Annotated in this window: 18 protein-coding genes and 1 riboswitch; of the genes, 7 read left to right on the forward strand and 11 right to left on the reverse strand. The window is 69.5% G+C overall.

Translation table 11 applies throughout. The features are described from left to right. Window positions 1–413 precede the first annotated feature (413 nt). The 4 genes from AB0H88_RS51420 to AB0H88_RS51435 form a co-directional block, all read right to left on the reverse strand. A complete protein-coding gene (locus AB0H88_RS51420; protein ID WP_068927743.1) occupies window positions 414–614 on the reverse strand; it encodes a cold-shock protein in 201 nt (66 codons plus the stop codon). 239 nt (window positions 615–853) lie between these two features. After that, complete coding sequence (locus tag AB0H88_RS51425) at window positions 854–1,129, reverse strand: MoaD/ThiS family protein (protein ID WP_225302533.1); 276 nt, start codon at window positions 1,127–1,129, stop codon at window positions 854–856. Window positions 1,130–1,152: 23 nt separating this feature from the next. Beyond that, complete coding sequence (thrC, locus tag AB0H88_RS51430) at window positions 1,153–2,385, reverse strand: threonine synthase (RefSeq protein ID WP_357657425.1); 1,233 nt, start codon at window positions 2,383–2,385, stop codon at window positions 1,153–1,155. A gap of 13 nt (window positions 2,386–2,398) precedes the next feature. Further along, window positions 2,399–2,539, reverse strand: a riboswitch (SAM riboswitch). Between the two features lie 79 nt (window positions 2,540–2,618). Next, window positions 2,619–3,173: an RNA polymerase sigma factor gene (locus AB0H88_RS51435; RefSeq protein ID WP_225302531.1), complete on the reverse strand. Its 555-nt coding sequence runs from the start codon at window positions 3,171–3,173 to the stop codon at window positions 2,619–2,621. A gap of 31 nt (window positions 3,174–3,204) precedes the next feature. Here AB0H88_RS51435 and AB0H88_RS51440 point away from each other — a divergent pair, with 31 nt between their 5' ends. Further along, window positions 3,205–4,629, forward strand: coding sequence for a trehalose-6-phosphate synthase (locus AB0H88_RS51440; RefSeq protein ID WP_357657427.1), 1,425 nt, complete (start codon window positions 3,205–3,207; stop codon window positions 4,627–4,629). A 1-nt stretch (window position 4,630) separates the two neighbouring features. Further along, window positions 4,631–5,794 carry an MFS transporter gene (locus AB0H88_RS51445; protein WP_357657428.1) on the forward strand — a complete coding sequence of 388 codons (1,164 nt, stop codon included), beginning with the start codon at window positions 4,631–4,633 and terminating at the stop codon, window positions 5,792–5,794. A gap of 15 nt (window positions 5,795–5,809) precedes the next feature. On the opposite strand, the gene AB0H88_RS51450 is transcribed toward AB0H88_RS51445, so the two are convergent. From AB0H88_RS51450 to AB0H88_RS51460, 3 genes are all read right to left on the reverse strand, one after another. Beyond that, a complete protein-coding gene (locus tag AB0H88_RS51450) occupies window positions 5,810–6,388 on the reverse strand; it encodes a hypothetical protein (RefSeq protein WP_357657430.1) in 579 nt (192 codons plus the stop codon). 153 nt (window positions 6,389–6,541) lie between these two features. Next, the gene (gene otsB / locus AB0H88_RS51455; protein ID WP_357657432.1) at window positions 6,542–7,330 is read right to left on the reverse strand and encodes a trehalose-phosphatase; all 789 of its coding nucleotides are present in this window, start codon (window positions 7,328–7,330) and stop codon (window positions 6,542–6,544) included. Window positions 7,331–7,384: 54 nt separating this feature from the next. Then, window positions 7,385–7,687, reverse strand: coding sequence for a DUF3263 domain-containing protein (locus AB0H88_RS51460; protein WP_357657433.1), 303 nt, complete (start codon window positions 7,685–7,687; stop codon window positions 7,385–7,387). Between the two features lie 117 nt (window positions 7,688–7,804). Between AB0H88_RS51460 and AB0H88_RS51465 the strand changes: the two genes are divergently transcribed. The 5 genes from AB0H88_RS51465 (at window position 7,805) to AB0H88_RS51485 (ending at window position 12,519) form a co-directional block, all read left to right on the forward strand. Further along, the gene (locus AB0H88_RS51465) at window positions 7,805–8,611 is read left to right on the forward strand and encodes an SAM-dependent chlorinase/fluorinase (protein ID WP_357657435.1); all 807 of its coding nucleotides are present in this window, start codon (window positions 7,805–7,807) and stop codon (window positions 8,609–8,611) included. 212 nt (window positions 8,612–8,823) lie between these two features. Further along, window positions 8,824–9,480 carry a hypothetical protein gene (locus AB0H88_RS51470; RefSeq protein ID WP_357657437.1) on the forward strand — a complete coding sequence of 219 codons (657 nt, stop codon included), beginning with the start codon at window positions 8,824–8,826 and terminating at the stop codon, window positions 9,478–9,480. Beyond that, window positions 9,477–10,907, forward strand: coding sequence for a S8 family serine peptidase (locus AB0H88_RS51475; protein ID WP_357657439.1), 1,431 nt, complete (start codon window positions 9,477–9,479; stop codon window positions 10,905–10,907). The genes AB0H88_RS51470 and AB0H88_RS51475 overlap by 4 nt, the downstream gene beginning before the upstream one ends. A 26-nt stretch (window positions 10,908–10,933) precedes the next feature. Continuing rightward, window positions 10,934–11,338 carry an OB-fold domain-containing protein gene (locus AB0H88_RS51480; protein WP_357657440.1) on the forward strand — a complete coding sequence of 135 codons (405 nt, stop codon included), beginning with the start codon at window positions 10,934–10,936 and terminating at the stop codon, window positions 11,336–11,338. Then, entirely contained in the window at window positions 11,320–12,519 is a 1,200-nt protein-coding gene (locus AB0H88_RS51485; protein WP_357657441.1) for a lipid-transfer protein, read from the forward strand. Before AB0H88_RS51480 ends, AB0H88_RS51485 begins: the two co-directional genes overlap by 19 nt. Before the next feature lie 128 nt (window positions 12,520–12,647). On the opposite strand, the gene AB0H88_RS51490 is transcribed toward AB0H88_RS51485, so the two are convergent. From AB0H88_RS51490 to AB0H88_RS51505, 4 genes are read right to left on the reverse strand one after another with little or no spacing between them, the layout of a single operon-like run. Then, the gene (locus tag AB0H88_RS51490; protein WP_357657442.1) at window positions 12,648–13,664 is read right to left on the reverse strand and encodes a dipeptide ABC transporter ATP-binding protein; all 1,017 of its coding nucleotides are present in this window, start codon (window positions 13,662–13,664) and stop codon (window positions 12,648–12,650) included. Continuing rightward, on the reverse strand, window positions 13,648–14,685 hold the full coding sequence (locus tag AB0H88_RS51495; protein WP_357657443.1) for an ABC transporter ATP-binding protein: 1,038 nt from the start codon (window positions 14,683–14,685) through the stop codon (window positions 13,648–13,650). The genes AB0H88_RS51490 and AB0H88_RS51495 overlap by 17 nt, the downstream gene beginning before the upstream one ends. A 13-nt stretch (window positions 14,686–14,698) precedes the next feature. After that, complete coding sequence (locus AB0H88_RS51500; protein WP_357657445.1) at window positions 14,699–15,637, reverse strand: ABC transporter permease; 939 nt, start codon at window positions 15,635–15,637, stop codon at window positions 14,699–14,701. Continuing rightward, on the reverse strand, window positions 15,630–16,574 hold the full coding sequence (locus tag AB0H88_RS51505; RefSeq protein ID WP_357657447.1) for an ABC transporter permease: 945 nt from the start codon (window positions 16,572–16,574) through the stop codon (window positions 15,630–15,632). The genes AB0H88_RS51500 and AB0H88_RS51505 overlap by 8 nt, the downstream gene beginning before the upstream one ends.

The raw sequence follows: 16,574 nt of genomic DNA on the forward strand, positions 1-16,574 counted from the left end.
CCCTTGGGACCCAGGGTCACCTTGACCGCGTCGGCCAGCTGGTTCATGCCGCGCTCGAGACCGCGCCGGGCGTCCTCGTCAAACGCGATCATCTTGGCTGCCATAAGGCTAGACCTCCCAGATGCAGGGTGGCTTCAATGGACCGAGCCGACGCCCGCGACGGCATGGGCCTGCATCTCCGTTCGGCAGACCCCATCGTCCCGATCCAGTGTTGGCACTCTCGAACCGAGAGTGCCAACAAACTGTTTAGCACTCTACCCTGCCGAGTGCAAGCTGAGACACCCGCATGCCCAGGTCAGTCAGTACGGCGGGTCCGTCCGGACCCGCCGTAGCCGAGTCGACGAAGGATGAGTGGCGGTTTCGCCCGGACTGCGCTGCCGTGCGACCTGCCGGTACATACCAGCTTCGTGATTTCAGACCGCTCGCACGGACTCCGCTTGGGGGCCCTTCTGCCCCTGCGTGATCTCGAACTCGACGCGCTGGCCTTGTTCGAGCGAGCGATAGCCATCCATCATGATCGCTGAGTAATGGACGAATACATCCTTGCCACCGTCTACCGCGATGAAGCCGTAGCCCTTGTCCGCGTTGAACCACTTGACGGTGCCCTGCGCCACTTCCGACTCCTCTTACTGGGCTCTTAGATCCCGCCCATTCCTACGCGAGACCCTCAATCGCCTGACATATGGAGAAATAACCAGGCGATCGCCCTCGACCATACCTGTGGGACAGCGTTTGGCAACAGAGTCAATCAACAAATTACGCATTTCATCGGCGAGTGAGTCGTTCAACGTTGAATTGTCGGAAAAAACAGAAGGCGCCCCAGATGGGAGCGCCTTCTGAAGTGAGCGGGTGACTACCCTCCGGCGACGGCCGGGATGATGGAGATCTGCACGCCTTCGGGGGCGGCCGTGTCAAGTCCGTCGACAAAACGGACATCCTCTTCGCCAACATAAACGTTGACAAAACGACGAATCTTGCCCGATTCATCCAGAATTCTCGCGCCGATCCCCGGGTAGTCGGAGTCGAGCTTCGCCAGCACGTCACGGAGAGTCGCGCCCTCCCCACTCACTTCCGCGTTACCACCGGTGTAGGTGCGCAGAATGGTGGGAATCCGCACAGAAACGCTCATGATTAACTTGCCTTTCCTGGTTGTCAGACAGCCGCGCGGAACGCGTCGAGCGAGGGCCGGATCACTGCCGAGGGCTGGGCGTCGTCGGCGACGGCGTCGAGCGTCTTGAGGCCGTCACCGGTGTTGAGCACCACGGTCTCCGCCTCCGGGTCGAGCTGCCCGGTCTCGACGAGCTTCTTCAGCACTCCCACGGTGACGCCACCGGCCGTCTCGGCGAAGATGCCCTCCGTGGCGGCCAGCAGCTTGATGGCGGCGACGATCTCGGGGTCCGTGACGTCCTCCACCGCCCCGCCGGTGCGGCGGGCGATGTCGAGCACGTACGGGCCGTCGGCGGGGTTGCCGATGGCCAGCGACTTGGCGATGGTGTCCGGCTTGACCGGCTGGACCACGTCGTGGCCGGCCTTGTACGCGGTCGACACGGGAGAGCAGCCCTTGGCCTGCGCGGCGAAGATCTTGTAGGGCCGGTCCTCGACCAGGCCGAGCGCGATCAGTTCCTTGAAGCCCTTGTCGATCTTGGTGAGCTGGGAGCCGGAGGCCACCGGGATGATGATCTGCTCGGGCAGCCGCCAGCCGAGCTGCTCGGCGATCTCGTAGGCGAGCGTCTTGGAGCCCTCGGCGTAGTAGGGCCGCAGGTTGACGTTGACGAAGCCCCACTTGTCGCCCAGCGGGTCGCCGATGAGCTCGGAGCAGAACCGGTTGACCTCGTCGTAGGAGCCCTCGATGGCGACCAGCCGGCCCCCGAACACCCGGGCCATGGCGATCTTGGCCTGCTCCAGCCCGGCGGGGATGAACACGCAGGCGTCGAGCCCGGCCCTGGCGGCGGCGGCCGTGACCGCGCCCGCGAGGTTGCCGGTGGAGGAGCAGGAAAGGGTGTGGAACCCGAAGTTACGCGCCGCCTCGACGGCGATGGCCACCACCCGGTCCTTGAAGGAGTGGGTGGGATTGCCCGAGTCGTCCTTGACGTACAGGGACTTGATGCCCAGCGCGCGGCCGAGGTTGCCGGCCTTGACGAGCTTGGTCCAGCCGGGGTTCATGTTCGGCTTGGTGGCGACGTCGGCGGGCACGGGGAGCAGTGAGCGGTAGCGCCAGATGTTGGCGGGGCCGGACTCGATGTCCTTCCGGGTGACGTCACCGAAGGAGTAGGCCGCTTCGAGCGGCCCGAAACACTCCAGGCAGGCGAAGCTGGGACCGAGGTCGTAACGGGTGCCGCACTCGCGGCAAGAGAGGGCTACAGCGGGTCCGAAGTCGTGCGACATGAAGCGAGGCCTTCCCTCATCTTCGCCTGCGGCCACCTTGACCGCAGACCGGAATTGGCACCTGTCCCGGTCGGCCTCGCCCTGTAGCGAGTCTGAATCCGGGAGGGTTGCCGGGGCTTCGCAGGGCCGGTCCCTCCACCCCTCTGGATGAGCAATATTCAGTTGTTTGGCCTGACTCTACCTGGCCAGGCGCGTCAAGCCACTAACCGTCTCACGAAGCGAGACGTACGGTCTCAGCGATAGTCCTCCCCCAGGACGCCCTGAACGTACTTGCGCGCCTGGTGGATGCGCGACTTCGCGGTGCCCAGCGGGATGCCGAGCTGCTCGGCGACCTCGTTGTAGTCCAGCTGCACGATGTCGCGCAGGACGAGGGCCTGGGCCAGGTCGGGCTTGCTGGCCTCCAGCGACTCCATCGCGTCGAGCAGGTCGAGCCGCGACCCGGCGATCACACTGACCCGCCGCGCGTCGGGCTTCTGCATGGGGAGCTCGTCGGAGGTCTGCTCGGCCGAGCGGCGCTTCAGCGTGCGGTAGGTCGTACGGGCGCAGTTGGCCGTCACGATGTGCAGCCAGGTGCTGAACCTGGCCCGCCCCTCGAAGCGCCCGATGTTGCGCGCCACGGCCAGCAGGGTGTCCTGGGAAGCCTCCTCCGCATCCTGGTGATAGGGCAGGATGCGAGCGCAATGGCGCAACACATCGGGTTCGATCCGCTTCAGGAGCTCACCCAGTGCGCGATGATCTCCGGCAGCGGCGGAGCGGGCCAGTTCCTCGGTTAGGTCATCAAGCGCCATAGCTGGGATCCTATGGTCGGAGGGAGCTTTAATGAACAGCGTCCTGGTCGCCTCTAACAGAGGACCCGTCTCGTTCACCGTCTCTGACGACGGTGTGCTGACCATGAAGCGCGGCGGTGGCGGTCTGGTGTCCGGACTCTCCGGAGTCCTGAAGGACGACGGCGTGCTGTGGGTCTGCGCTGCTTTGTCCGACGGTGACCGCGGTGCCGTACGCCAGGCGCCCGGCGGCCGGCTCGACCACGCCGGCTATGACACCGGCGCGCTGCGGATGCTCGACATCCCGCCGGCCACCTTCCACCGCGCCTACAACGCCGTGGCCAACTCCACGCTGTGGTTCGTCAACCACCTGCTCTACGACACTCCCAACGCGCCGCTGTTCGGCACCAGGTTCGAGCGCGAGTGGGAGTCCTACCGCGACTACAACGGCGCGTTCGCGCTGGCGCTGGCCGAGGAGGCCGCACACGAGGCCCGCGTGATGGTCCAGGACTACCACCTCACGCTGACCCCGGCGATGCTCCGCGCCGAGCGGCCCGACCTGCGTATCGCGCACTTCAGCCACACGCCGTGGGCGCCACCCGAATACTTCTCGCTGCTGCCCGACGACGTCGCGCGCGAGGTGCTCGAAGGCATCCTGGGCGCCGACCACGCCGGCTTCCTCACCGAACGCTGGGCGGGGGCGTTCATGGACTGCTGCCGCGCCCTGCTGGGCGCGGAGGTCGACCGGGCCGGCCATACGGTCACCCACGAGGGCAGGACCACCCGCATCGGCGTGCACGGCCTCGGCGTCGACGGCGAGGCGCTGTGGGCCCGGGCCCACGAGCCCGACGTCGAGTCCAACATCGCCGCGATCAGGGAGCAGGTCGGCGACCGCCGGCTGATCGTCCGCATCGACCGCACCGAGCTGTCCAAGAACATCGTCCGCGGGCTGGTGGCCTACCGGGAGTTCCTGGTGGCGCATCCGGAGTGGCACGGCCGGGTGGTGCACCTGGCGTTCGCCTATCCCAGCCGGCACGACCTGCCCGAATACCGCGAATACACCGCCTCGGTGCAGCGCTGCGCCCAGGAGATCGAGGACGAGTTCGGCACCGAGGACTGGGACCCGCTGATACTCAACGTCAACGACGACTACCCGCGCTCGCTGGCTGCCTACCGGCTGGCCGACGTGCTGCTGGTCAACCCGATCCGCGACGGCATGAACCTGGTGGCCAAGGAGGGCCCGATCCTGTCGCCGCGGGCCGCGCTGGTGCTGTCGCGCGAGGCGGGCGCGGCGGCCGAGCTGGGCCCGCACGCGCTCATGGTCAACCCCTACGACGTGAGCGGCACGGCCGTCGCGCTGCACGACGCGCTGGTCATGCCCGAGGAGGAGCGCATGAGCCGCCGCGATCGGCTGGAGGCGGCGGCCACCGCGCTCCCGCCGCAGAAGTGGTTCGCCGCCCAGCTGGACGCGCTGGCCTAGCGTGTCGGCGATCTCAGAGAGCACCCGGCTGACCAGGGACCGGCCGACCTGGCTGATCTACCTGATCCTCGGTACGTTCGCCACGTTCATCTACGGCCTGAGCGCGGCCCTGCCGCTCCTTCGCCTCCAGCAGCGGACCTCCGGCACGGTCGCCGGCCTGCACGGCACCGCGATGGCCGTGGGCACGATCCTCGCCGGCCTCTCCCTCCCGCTCCTCACCGGGCGCTACGGCAGGCGGGCCACCACCTGGATCGGCCTGGCCGGGATGAACGCGGGCGTGCTCCTGGTCGTGCTCTTCTCCGCGCTGCCCCTGACGCTGCTCGGCTATGGCGTGGCCGCCGGCTTCGGCGCGATCGCCCTCTACAGCGCCATGGCCGCCCTCAGCGAGCACCACGGGCCGGCCGGGCCGGCCGCGCTGAGCGAGGCGAACGCCGTCGGCGTCGTCGTGGGCGTGGCCGCGACCTTCCTGCTCAGCGCGAGCGCGCAGACCGCGCTCGGCTGGCGGGCCTCGCTGCTCCTCACCCCCGCGCTCACCGCGCTGCTGGTCGTGACGATGGCGCGGGTCTGGCCCCCGGCCACGGCCGTGGCGGCCTCGCCCACCGGCGAGCGGCCGGCGCCGCCCGGGTGGCGCTTCCACCTGGCGGGCGGCGTGCTGTGCTGCTGCGTGGCGCTGGAGTTCTCGTTCAACCTATGGGCGGCCGAGCTGTTCGCCTCGCGCACCGGCCTGAGCGCGGCCGCCGCGGCCACCGGGCTGACCGCGTTCCTGGCCGGGCTGGCGGCGGGCCGGTTCGCCGGCGCGTACCTGGCCTTACGCCTGGCGCCCGCGCGGCTCTTCCTGGGCGCGCTGGCGATCACCGCGGTGGGCTGGCTGCTCTTCTGGCTGAGCACCTGGCCCGTCCTGTCCTACGCGGGTCTCGCGCTCAGCGGGCTGGGCGCCTCCCTGCACTTCCCGCTCGCGCTGGCCGCGCTGATCACGCACGCGGGCGACCGGCCCGACCGGGCCGGCGCGGCGGCTCCGATCTGGGCCGGGTCCGCGATGGCCCTCGGCCCGCTCGCGCTCGGCGCGCTCGCCGACGGCTTCGGCACCTGGAACGCGTTCCTGCTGGTCCCCGTCCTCATCGCCCTGGCCGCCGGCGGGGTGCTCATCGCCAGGCCGCGCGCTTGAGCACGCCGGGGACGCTCATCGCCAGGCCGCGTGCTTGAGCACGCCGGTCAGTCCGGGGGTGTTCCATGAGTCGACGACGAGCACGCCACTCTTGGGCAGATACCACTCCCGCTGGACGAAGGCGGCCCGCGCCTTGCCCGTCCCGGTGACGCAGGTGCCCTTCCACGCGCGGTAGTACGCCTTGTGTCCGGGTCCGACCTGGCGCAGCCCCTTGGCCGCCGCGCCGTTGAGCGTCTGGCCCCACTTGTGGTTGAGCGGGCAGGGCTGCACGTCGGTCGCCGAGTAGAAGGGCCGGTCGGGCGTGTACGGATTGAGCTCGTGACCCACCTTGACGGCCGCGGGCCCGAGCACCCAGAAACCGTGGCACTCCGGCGTGAAGTACGCCCCCTTGGGCTTGGCGCACTTGCCGGTGACGACATGGATCCAGTCGCCCTTGCCGTACACCTTCCATGAGCTCGGCAGGGACAGCGTCAGCCCGTGGCGCAGCTTGAGCGGATGGTTCGCGCTCGCGATGCTCGCGGAGGCGGGGACGGCCGGGACGAGGAGGGCGGCGGCCACGGACAGGACCGCCACGGCGAGGTATCTCTTCGACATCCCGCGACGGTACCGGCCCGCACTTGCAGGCGGGTTGCCTACTTGTAGGCGGTTTGCGGACCTGCAGCCTTGTAGGCGATTTGCGGACCTGCAGCCTTGTAGGCGATTTGCGGACCTGCAGCCTTGTAGGCGGTTTGCGGATCTGCAGGTCGATCAGCGCCCTTTGACGGCCGAAGCGAGCTCCCGCAGCAGGGCCACCACGCCGTCGGGGCCGTCCACCACGATGTCGGCCCGCTCGGCCAGCGCGGTCACCTCGGCCGAACCGCTGCACACGTTCACCCCCGGCAGCCCTGAGTTCCTGACCGCGTCGAAGGCCGCCAGATCGCCCAGGTCGTCGCCGACGAACATGACCGACCTGGCCGCCCGCTCGGCCAGGAACAGGCCGAGCGCGTGCCCCTTGTCCATGCCCGGTGGCCGCAGTTCGAGCACCAGGCGGCCGGGCTCGACGACCAGCCCGTGCTTCTTCGCCAGTGCGGCCAGCGGCTCGCGCAGGGCCTCCAGCGTGCCCTCGGGGTCGGCGCTGCGCCGGGTGTGGACGGCGACCGCCCGGCCCTTGTCCTCGATCGCCACGCCTTTCACGCCGAGGGAGACGAGCAGCAGTTGCAGCTCGGCCTCGGCCTCGAGCACGCCGGGCGGAGGCGGCGGCGCCGAGACCCGGCCGTCCTCCCAGCGCTCGAACCCGTAATGCCCCAGCACCACCAGGCCAGGCACCTCGGCCAAGCCGGGTGCGTCGGTCAGGCCGGTCCCGAGCCGCAGAGCCGTGGCCACCGGCCGGCCGGTCACGATCGCCACCGCGTTGACGTACCTGCCCAGCTCGGCGAGTACGGGCGGCGCTTCCGGATGGATTCTGGCGGAGGCGGGATCGGCCACGATCGGCGCAAGGGTGCCGTCGAAGTCGAGCCCGATCACGGCTCCCGCCGGATCCTTCAGGATCGCTTCCATGCCGGGCGATCCTGTTTGTCTGATGTTCTTCACGCGCCTGCCGTACCCAGCAGGTCAGGGGCGCATGCCAAACCGTCTGGCGGCGCGCTCCCGCTGGCGCGTGGAACGCAGCCGGCGCAGCCGCTTGACCAGCATCGGATCCTGCTGGAGCGCCTCCGGCCGATCGATCAGTTCGCCGAGGAGCTGGTAGTAACGGGTGGCGGAGAACCCGAAGGTCTCCTTGATGGCCTGCTCCTTCGCACCCGCGTAACGCCACCAGTGGCGCTCGAAGGCGAGGAGTTCGAGATCGCGTTTGGAGAGGGGTTGTCTGGACGGTTCCTGGGCAGCACTGTCACCGCTGACCGGTGCAGTGTCCATGGTGTCCTCCTCGGAAGGGCGCGCGACGATCAGATCGTGGGCACGCGGGCCCGTGCCAATCGTAATGTGCGGAGTGCGGGTGTTCACGGCGGATTGAGAGACGTACAGTCACCAAATGTGACCTCAGTCATCACACTTCTCACCGACTACGGGCTCGAAGATGGCTATGTGGCCGCCTGTCATGGCGTGATAGCCGGGATCGCCCCCGAGGCCAGGGTGATCGACGTGTGCCACCTGATCCCATCGGGCGATGTACGGCGCGGCGCCGCCATACTCTCCCAGACAATCCCCTATCTCCCGAAGGGCGTACACATCGGGGCGGTCGATCCCGGCGCGGGCGGAGCCAGGCGGGCGGTCGCCGTGGAGGCCGGCGGGCGGGTGTTCATCGGCCCCGACAACGGGCTCCTGTCGTGGGCCATGCACGCCAGCGGCGGGGCCGAGGCGGCCTACGAGATCAGCAACGCCGACTACTTCCTGCATCCGGTCTCACCGACCTTCCACGGGCGGGACGTGTTCTCGCCGGTCGCCGGGCGGCTGTGCGGCGGGCTCAAACCGGCCGAGCTGGGACCCGAGGTGCCGCTCTCGCGGCTGGTCTCGCTGCCGGAGCCGACCTCGAAGCTACGCCAGGGGGCCGTCGAGGGTGAGGTGGTCTCGGTCGACCGCTACGGCAACACCCAGCTGTCGATCGCGGCGGGCGACCTGGCGGCGCTGGGCGTGCGGATCGGGGACACGCTCGGGGTCTGGCTGGGGCGCAGGCAACTGACACTGCCGTACCGGGAGACGTTCGCGGCCGTGCCGCCGGGCGAGCTGGTGGCCTTCGCCGACTCGGCCGGGCTGATCGCCATAGCCGTCAACTCTGGCGACGCGGCCCAGCGCCTCGGCCTGCCACCGGGCGCCCATGTACGACTCTCACCCTCGCCCTGACCAGGCCCATGTACGACTCTCACCCCGCCCTGACCAGGCCCATGTGCGGCCCTCGCCCTCCCCTCGAGACGAAAGCCGCCAAAAGGAAATTACACCGCGTATCGGTCTGTTTACCGAAGCGTCAGATTGAACCGTCGATCGCGTGTCAGAATGCACGGGCATCGGGCGACCCCTCCCCTGCCCGCGAGGTGCACTTGTTCCCTTTGTCTGTTGTGCTGCTCTCTTTACTGTCCGCCGCCCTGCCGTCCTCGGAGCCACCCGTGCCGGAGCGCTGGCACGCGTGGCCGGTGGCCAGGGTGTTCCCGAGCTCCGTGCCCGGCACCAGCCCCTCCGGGGCCCGCGTGACCTATGTCCTGGCCGGCGTCGCCCCGGAGTCGCCGTGCCGGGTGGCCTTCCAGCCCGGGGTCGCGCGGCTGCTGCGCGGGTGCGTGACGGCCTTGCGCGCCACGTACGCGGACAGCACGCAGACGTTCGTGGCGACGGTCGGCATCGCCGTACTGACCGGCCCTGACGCCCACCGGCCCCTTGACCGCCTGACGGACGACCTCCCGCTGACGCTCGTGGGCGCCCCGCCGACCGGATCATCAGAGACCGGCGCCGGCCGTCCGCCCGATGGGCCGTCAGGGACCGGTGCCGGACGGCTGCCGACCGTACGGCCAGTGGCCTTTCCCGATGGGCCGGCCGAGCGGTTCGGCGAGTCGCAGTACGTCACCGGCGTGCTGATCTCGTCGAACGACGCCTACGTCGTGGCGACGGCCGCCGGGTACGCGGACGGCCGGCCGTACCAGCCGGGCGAGCTCGTCACCAGACGCCTCGGCGACACCGCCCGCCGGCTGGCCACGGCCCTGTACGGAAGCCTGACCAGATGATCAGGCCGCTCGCCGGATCCCTGGCGGTGGGCCTGCTGGTGGCCGGGCCGCTGGCGGCCGGGGTGCTGGTGGCCGGGGCGGGACCGAGCGCCTCCGACGACGTGGGCACGGCGGCGCGGGCCGGCCAGTGGCAGCTCGCCACCCTGCGCCTGCCCGAGGCGTGGAAGCTGAGTCAGGGCGCCGGCGTGCTGGTCGCCGTGCTGGACACCGGCGTGAACGCCCACCACCCCGACCTGGCCGGCGCGGTGGTCGCCGGCCCCGACCTGACCGGCGACGCCGGGGAGCCCGCCATGTGGGGCCACCACGGCACCGCCATGGCCAGCCTCATCGCCGGCCACGGCCACGACCACAGCGCCCCGACACCGAACACCCTGGCCGCGAACGGCGGGACACCAGACGGCCCGACCGTAGCCCGCAGGACGGCAGGCGGCGGGACAGCAGGCATCCCCGCGACACGTAGGGCCGCGGCAGGCACCGCTGCGGTGGGCGGCCCGGCAGCAAGCGGGACAGCGGCCGGCCAAGCGGCGAGCGGGACAGCAGTCGGCCAAGCGGCGAGCGGGACAGCGGTCGGAGGTCACGCGGACAGCGGGGTCATCGGGGTCGCGCCCGCCGCCCGCGTGCTGTCCGTCAGGGTCACGCTGGAGAACGGCGACCCGCTCCGCCAGAAGCGGCACCCCAGCGGCCGCGACGCCCTGGCCACAGGCATCCGCTACGCGGTCGACCACGGCGCCGACGTCATCAGCATGTCGCTCGGCGGCGGCAGCGGCTCCTGGGAGGGCTCGGCCGCCGAGGAGGAGGCGGTCCAGTACGCCATCAGCCGCGGCACCGTGCTGGTGGCCTCGTCCGGCAACGACGGCGACACGACCAACAAGAAGAACTTCCCCGCCGCCTACCCCGGCGTGATCGCCGTGGGCGCGGTCGACAGGCGGCTGGAGGTGGCGCCCTTCTCCAATCGCCAGGACTACCTCTCGGTGGTCGCGCCGGGGACCGGCATCGTGACCGCCGACGGCGCCGACTCGTACGTGGTCGGCGACGGGACGAGCTCGGCCGCGGCCATGGTGGCGGGCATCGCCGCGCTGATCAAGTCGATGCACCCCGACCTTTCCCCGTACCACGTGCGGACGGCCATCGAACAGGGCACCAGGCGGCGGCCCGCCGACGGCTACAACCGCTCGTACGGGCACGGGGTGGCCAACGCGCTGCTCGCCCTGCGCGCGGCAGACCACCTGGCGAGGCCCGCCACCGCGTCCGCCGGGGGCGGTGTGGGGACCGGCGGCTACTTCGGCGACGGCCCGGTTTCCCGGTCGCCGTCGTCCCCGCCGCCGTCGTCGCGGCTGCCGGTGGTGCTCGGCATGGTCCTGCTGACGGCGGTCATGTCGGGCCGGATCATCGTCCGGCACCGGTGGCGCGGGAGGGATGTAACCTAGCAAGCGCTTGTGTGATACTCCTCCCTATGAGCCTTGCGATCGACGGCTGGTTCGTCATCGAGGACGCCGCCACCCACCTGATCGGCACCCGGTGCGCGGCGTGCGGCACGGTCTGCTTCCCGCCGCAGCGCGGGTTCTGCCGCAACCCGCACTGCGACGGGGAGTCCATGGAGGAGACCAGGCTGCCGAGACGCGGCCGGATCTGGTCGTACACCAGCGCCGCCTACCCACCGCCCGAGCCGTTCGTGGCCGCGGAGCCGTACACGCCCGTGACGCTGGCGGCGGTGGAGCTGGCCGGCGCGGGCATCGTGGTGCTGGGGCAGGTCAAGGACCTGACGGTGGACGAGCTGGAGGTCGGCATGGAGGTCGAGCTCACCCACGGCCCGCTGGCCGACGGACCCCTGGTGTGGATGTGGGGGCGCGCGTCGTGAGCGTCGTGGTGCTCGGCACGGGCATGCACCCATGGGGCAAGCAGGGCAGGCCGTTCGCGGAGTACGGCGTGGCGGCGGCCAGGCAGGCGCTGCGGGATGCCGGGATCGCCTGGACCGACGTCCAGTTCCTGGTGGGCGCCGACACGATCAGGAACGGCTATCCGGGGTTCGTCGCCGGATCCACCTACGCCCAGGCCCTCGGCTGGTCCGGCGCCCGCATCGCCTCCTGCTACGCGGCGTGCGCGTCGGGGGCGCAGGCGATCGACATCGCGCGTACCCGGATCATGGCGGGGCTCTGCGACGTGGCGCTGGTGGTGGGCGCGGACGCCACGCCCAAGGGTTTCTTCAAGCCGGTCGGCGGCGACCGCCCGGACGACCCCGACTGGCTGCGGTTCCGGCTGCTCGGTGCCACTAATCCCGCATATTTCGGGCTTTATGCGCGTAGGCGGCTGGCCCTGTACGGCGAGACCACCGACGACTTCGCCGCCGTCAAGGTCAAGAACTCCCTGGCCGGTTCGCTGAACCCGATGGCCCGCTACCGCAAGGCCGTCACGGCCGAGGAGGTCCTGGCCTCCCCCATGGTGGCCGACCCCCTGCGCCTCATGGACATCTGCGCGACCTCGGACGGCGGCGCCGCGCTGGTGCTGGCCTCTCCGGAGTACGCCCGCCGGCTGGGCGTGGCCGACCCGGTGCGCATCGCCGCCGTCTCGACGGTGACGCCCACGTTCCCCAACACGGTCCTGGAGCTGCCGAACTTCGCGACCGACTCCTCCGCCGCCGTACCTCCTCCGGAGCGCCCTTTCAGGGCCGCCATCGCGCACGCCGCCTACGAGGAGGCGGGCGTCGGGCCGGGCGACGTCTCGTTCGCCGAGGTGTACGACCTGTCCACCGCCCTCGAACTGGACTGGATCGAGGACGTGGGACTCTGCCCACCCGGCGAGGCCGGCAAGCTGCTGCGGGCGGGCGACACCGCGCTCGGCGGGCGCGTGCCGGTGAACCCGTCGGGCGGGCTCGCCTCCTTCGGCGAGGCCATCCCCGCCCAGGCCATCGCCCAGGTCTGCGAGCTGGCCCGGCAGCTGCGCGGCCGGGCGGGCGAGCGTCAGGTCGAGGGCGCCAGGGTCGGCCTGGCCGCCAACCAGGGCCTGTTCGGCCACGGCTCGGCCGTCATAGCCACCCGCTGACCGGCTCGGCCGTCTTGGCGACGCTCACCGTACAACCGCCAAGGCTCCCCCACAACCGCCAAGGCCCTCCGCGGGAAGCTCCCGCGGAGGGCCTTGGCGTCGGTGATCAGCCGATGATCAGCCGGTGGTCAGCCGACGTGAACCACGTCGTGCGTCTCGGCGAAGTGACAGGCGCTCTCGTGCCCCGTCCCCTGCCGGATCTGCAGCAGCGGCTCCTCCTCGGCGCAGATCTCCTGCGCCTTCCAGCAGCGGGTGCGGAAACGGCAGCCCGACGGCGGGTTGGCGGGCGACGGCGGGTCGCCCTGCAGGATGATCCGCTCGCGCTGCTCGCGGCCCTCAGGGTCGGGGACCGGCACGGCCGACAGCAGCGCCTGCGTGTACGGATGGGCGGGCTTGTCGTAGATCTCGGTGTCCTTACCGAGCTCGACGACCTTGCCCAGGTACATCACCGCGACCCGGTCGGAGATGTGGCGCACCACCGACAGGTCGTGGGCGATGAAGATGTACGCCAGGTCGAACTCGTTCTGCAACCGCTCCAGCAGGTTGATGACCTGGGCCTGGATCGACACGTCGAGCGCGGAGACCGGCTCGTCGCAGACGATGATCTCCGGCTGGAGCGCCAGCCCACGGGCGATGCCGATGCGCTGACGCTGCCCGCCCGAGAACTGGTGCGGGTAGCGGTTGATGTGGTCGGGGTTGAGCCCCACGACCTCCAGCAGCTCCTGCACCTTACGGCGGCGCTCGCCCTTGGGGGCGACCTCGGTGTGGATGTCGAACGGCTCGCCGATGATGTCGCCGACGGTCATCCGGGGATTCAGGGAGGTGTACGGATCCTGCATCACCATCTGGATGTTGCGCCGCATCCGCTTGAGCTCGCCGCCCCTGGCCTTGGCGATGTCCCGGCCCTTGATCTTCACCGAGCCGGAGGTCGGCCGCTCCAGCGCCATGAGCACCTTGGCCAGCGTGGACTTGCCACAGCCCGACTCGCCGACGATGCCCAGCGTCTCACCCTTGTCGAGGTCGAACGAGACGCCGTCCACGGCCTTGATCGCGCCGATCTGCCGCTTGAGGACGATGCCCTGGGTCAGGGGGAAATGCTTGACGAGGTCGCGGACTTCGAGAATGCGCTCACCCTTGGTCGCCATCGAGGACCTCCCTCCAGTAGTGGCAGGCGCTGCTGCGCGTGCCGCTGATCTCGTAGAGCGGGGGGTTGTCCGTCACGCAGTTGTCCTGGCGATACGGGCACCGCGGGTGGAAGGCACAGCCGGTCGGCATGTCGAGCAGGTTGGGCGGCAGGCCCTTGATCGCGTACAGGTCCTGACCCTTTTGGTCGACCCTGGGAATCGACTCCAGCAGCCCCTTGGTGTAGGGGTGGGCCGGGTTCGCGTAGATGTCGTGCACGAGGGCGTTCTCGACGATCCGCCCGCCGTACATGACCGCGATCTTGTCGGCGACGTCGGCGACGACGCCGAGGTCGTGCGTGATCAGGATCATGCCCATGTTGCTCTCTCGCTGGAGTTCGGCGAGCAGCTCCATGATCTGGGCCTGAACCGTCACGTCGAGCGCGGTGGTCGGCTCGTCCGCGATCAGCACCTCAGGGTCCAGCGCGATCGACATGGCGATCATGATGCGCTGGCGCATGCCCCCGGAGAACTGGTGCGGGTAGTCGTTCACCCGCTGCTTGGCGGCCGGGATCCGGACCCTGTCCATGAGCTCGATGGACTTCTTCACGGCATCGCGCTTGGACATGCCGCGGTGCACCCGGAACATCTCGCTGATCTGCCAGCCCACGGTGAACACCGGGTTGAGCGCGGACAGCGCGTCCTGGAACACCATGGCGATCCGCTGGCCGCGCACCTGGGTGCGCGCCTCGTCCGACAGCTTCAGCAGATCGGTGCCACGGAAGCGGATCTCTCCCTTGGGGATGCGGGCCGGCGGCATGTCGAGGATGCCCATGATCGCCTGGGCGGTCACCGACTTGCCGGAGCCCGACTCGCCCAGCACGGCGAGCGTCTCCCCGGGGCTGAGCGAGTAGCTGACCCCGTTGACCGCGCGCACGATTCCCGGGCGGGTGTGGAACTCCACGTGCAGGTCCTCGATGGCGAGCAGCGGTTCGTTACCCAGCCCTCCCTCGGCGGGCAACGTGTCCGTTGTTGCCTTTCTCACTTGAACCCCCCTCCTACCTGAGCTTCGGGTCGAGGGCGTCGCGCACCGCGTCGCCCAGCATGATGAACGCGAGCACCGTGATGCTCAGGAACAGCGCCGGGAAGAACAGCGGCAGCGGCGCCTCCAGGAACCGGTTGCGAGCATCGGCGATCATCAGACCCCAGGAGATGTTCGGGGACTGGATCCCGACTCCCAGGAACGACAGCGCCGCCTCCGCCGCGATGAACCCGCCGAGGTTGATCGTCGAGACGACGATCACCGGGGCGAGCGCGTTCGGCAGCAGGTGCTTGAACATGATCCGACCCTGGCCGGCACCCAGCGCACGCGCCGCGAGCACGAAGTCCTGACTCCTCGCGGTCATCACCGCCGCCCGCATGATGCGGAACGTCATCGGCCAGGACAGCACCGCCAGCGCGATGACCACGATCCAGATGCCCAGGTTGACGTCGCGGAAAGTGGCCGTGATGAGCAGCGAGCCGAGGATCCACGGAATCGCGAAGAAGACCTCCGTGATCCTGGAGGACACCGTGTCGACGGCTCCGCCGCGAGCGCCCGCGAGCAGGCCGAGCAGACCACCGACGACCGCCGTGACGATCATGGTGGTGATGCCGATGACGATCGAGTTGCGCGCGCCGTAGATCGTCCTGGCATACACGTCACAGCCGAGGTTGTCCCGGCCGAAGATGTGGCCCGCGCTCGGTCCCTGCCGCGCCGTGGCCAGTTCGCAGGTCTTGGGATCGAACGGGTTGATCGAGGCGAACAGCGACGGCCAGAGCGACATGACCAGCAGGATCAAGATGATCCCGACCGAGACGATGAACATCGGCCTGCGCCGCAGGTCGTAGAGCGCGTCGCCCCACAGGCTCGCGGGCTTGTCCTGCCGCTTGGGCTTGGCCTGAGGAGGTGGCGCGGTCACGGTCTGCACAGGTCCCACCTGTGGGTCATTACTCATAGCGGATCCTCGGGTCGAGCACGGCGTACAGCAGGTCGACAAGCAGGTTCGCCAAGATGTAGACCAGCACCAGAATCGTCACGATACCTACGACAATGGGTTGCTCCCTCAGATATACACCCTGGTAGATCTGAAGTCCGATGCCCGGGATGTTGAAGATGGTCTCGGTGATCACCGCACCTCCCATGAGCGTGCCGACGTCGGCGCCCAGGTAGGTGACCAGCGGGATCAGCGCGTTGCGCAGCCCGTGCCGGCCGATGACTCGTCGTCTCGGCAGTCCCTTGGCAGTCGCTGTTCGTATGTAGTCGGCTCTCAGCGTCTCCACCAGACTCGTCCTTGTGAGCCGGGTGAGGTACGCGATCCCCGATCCCGCCAGGACGAACCCAGGCAGCAGATACGCCTTGAACCCTGAGGTGATGCCCGCGATCGGGAAGATCTCGAATCCCACCTGCTGCTTGAGCCACACGCCCAGCCACAGCTGGAGCACGAAGCCGGTCACCAGCGGCGGAACGGAGATGAGCAGCAGCGTCGAGGCGAGGATCATGGTGTCGATCGCCCGGCCACGGCGCAGCGCCGCCCACAGACCGAGCAGGATGCCGGCGATCGCCTCCATGACGAGGGCGACAAGCGCCAGGTTCAGGGTGACCTGGAACTTTCCGGCCATCAGTTGGGTCACGGGCACTCCGGCGAAGGTCTTGCCGAAGTCGCCGTGCAGGAAGATGTTGCTGATGTAGTACCCGTACTGCACCAGCACCGGATCGTTGAGGTGATATTGATCCCGAAGGATCAACACGATGTTGGGATCTTGCCTCTTCTCGCCGGCCAGCGCCGCGATGGGGTCGCCAGGGAGCGCGAAGACGATGACGAAGATGAAGAGGGTGGCGCCCAGCAGGACTGGTATTGCCTGGATCAGGCGCCGGATGACATAACGGCCCAT

This window comes from Nonomuraea sp. NPDC050680 (assembly GCF_040654555.1).
In the GTDB taxonomy this organism is placed as follows: domain Bacteria; phylum Actinomycetota; class Actinomycetes; order Streptosporangiales; family Streptosporangiaceae; genus Nonomuraea.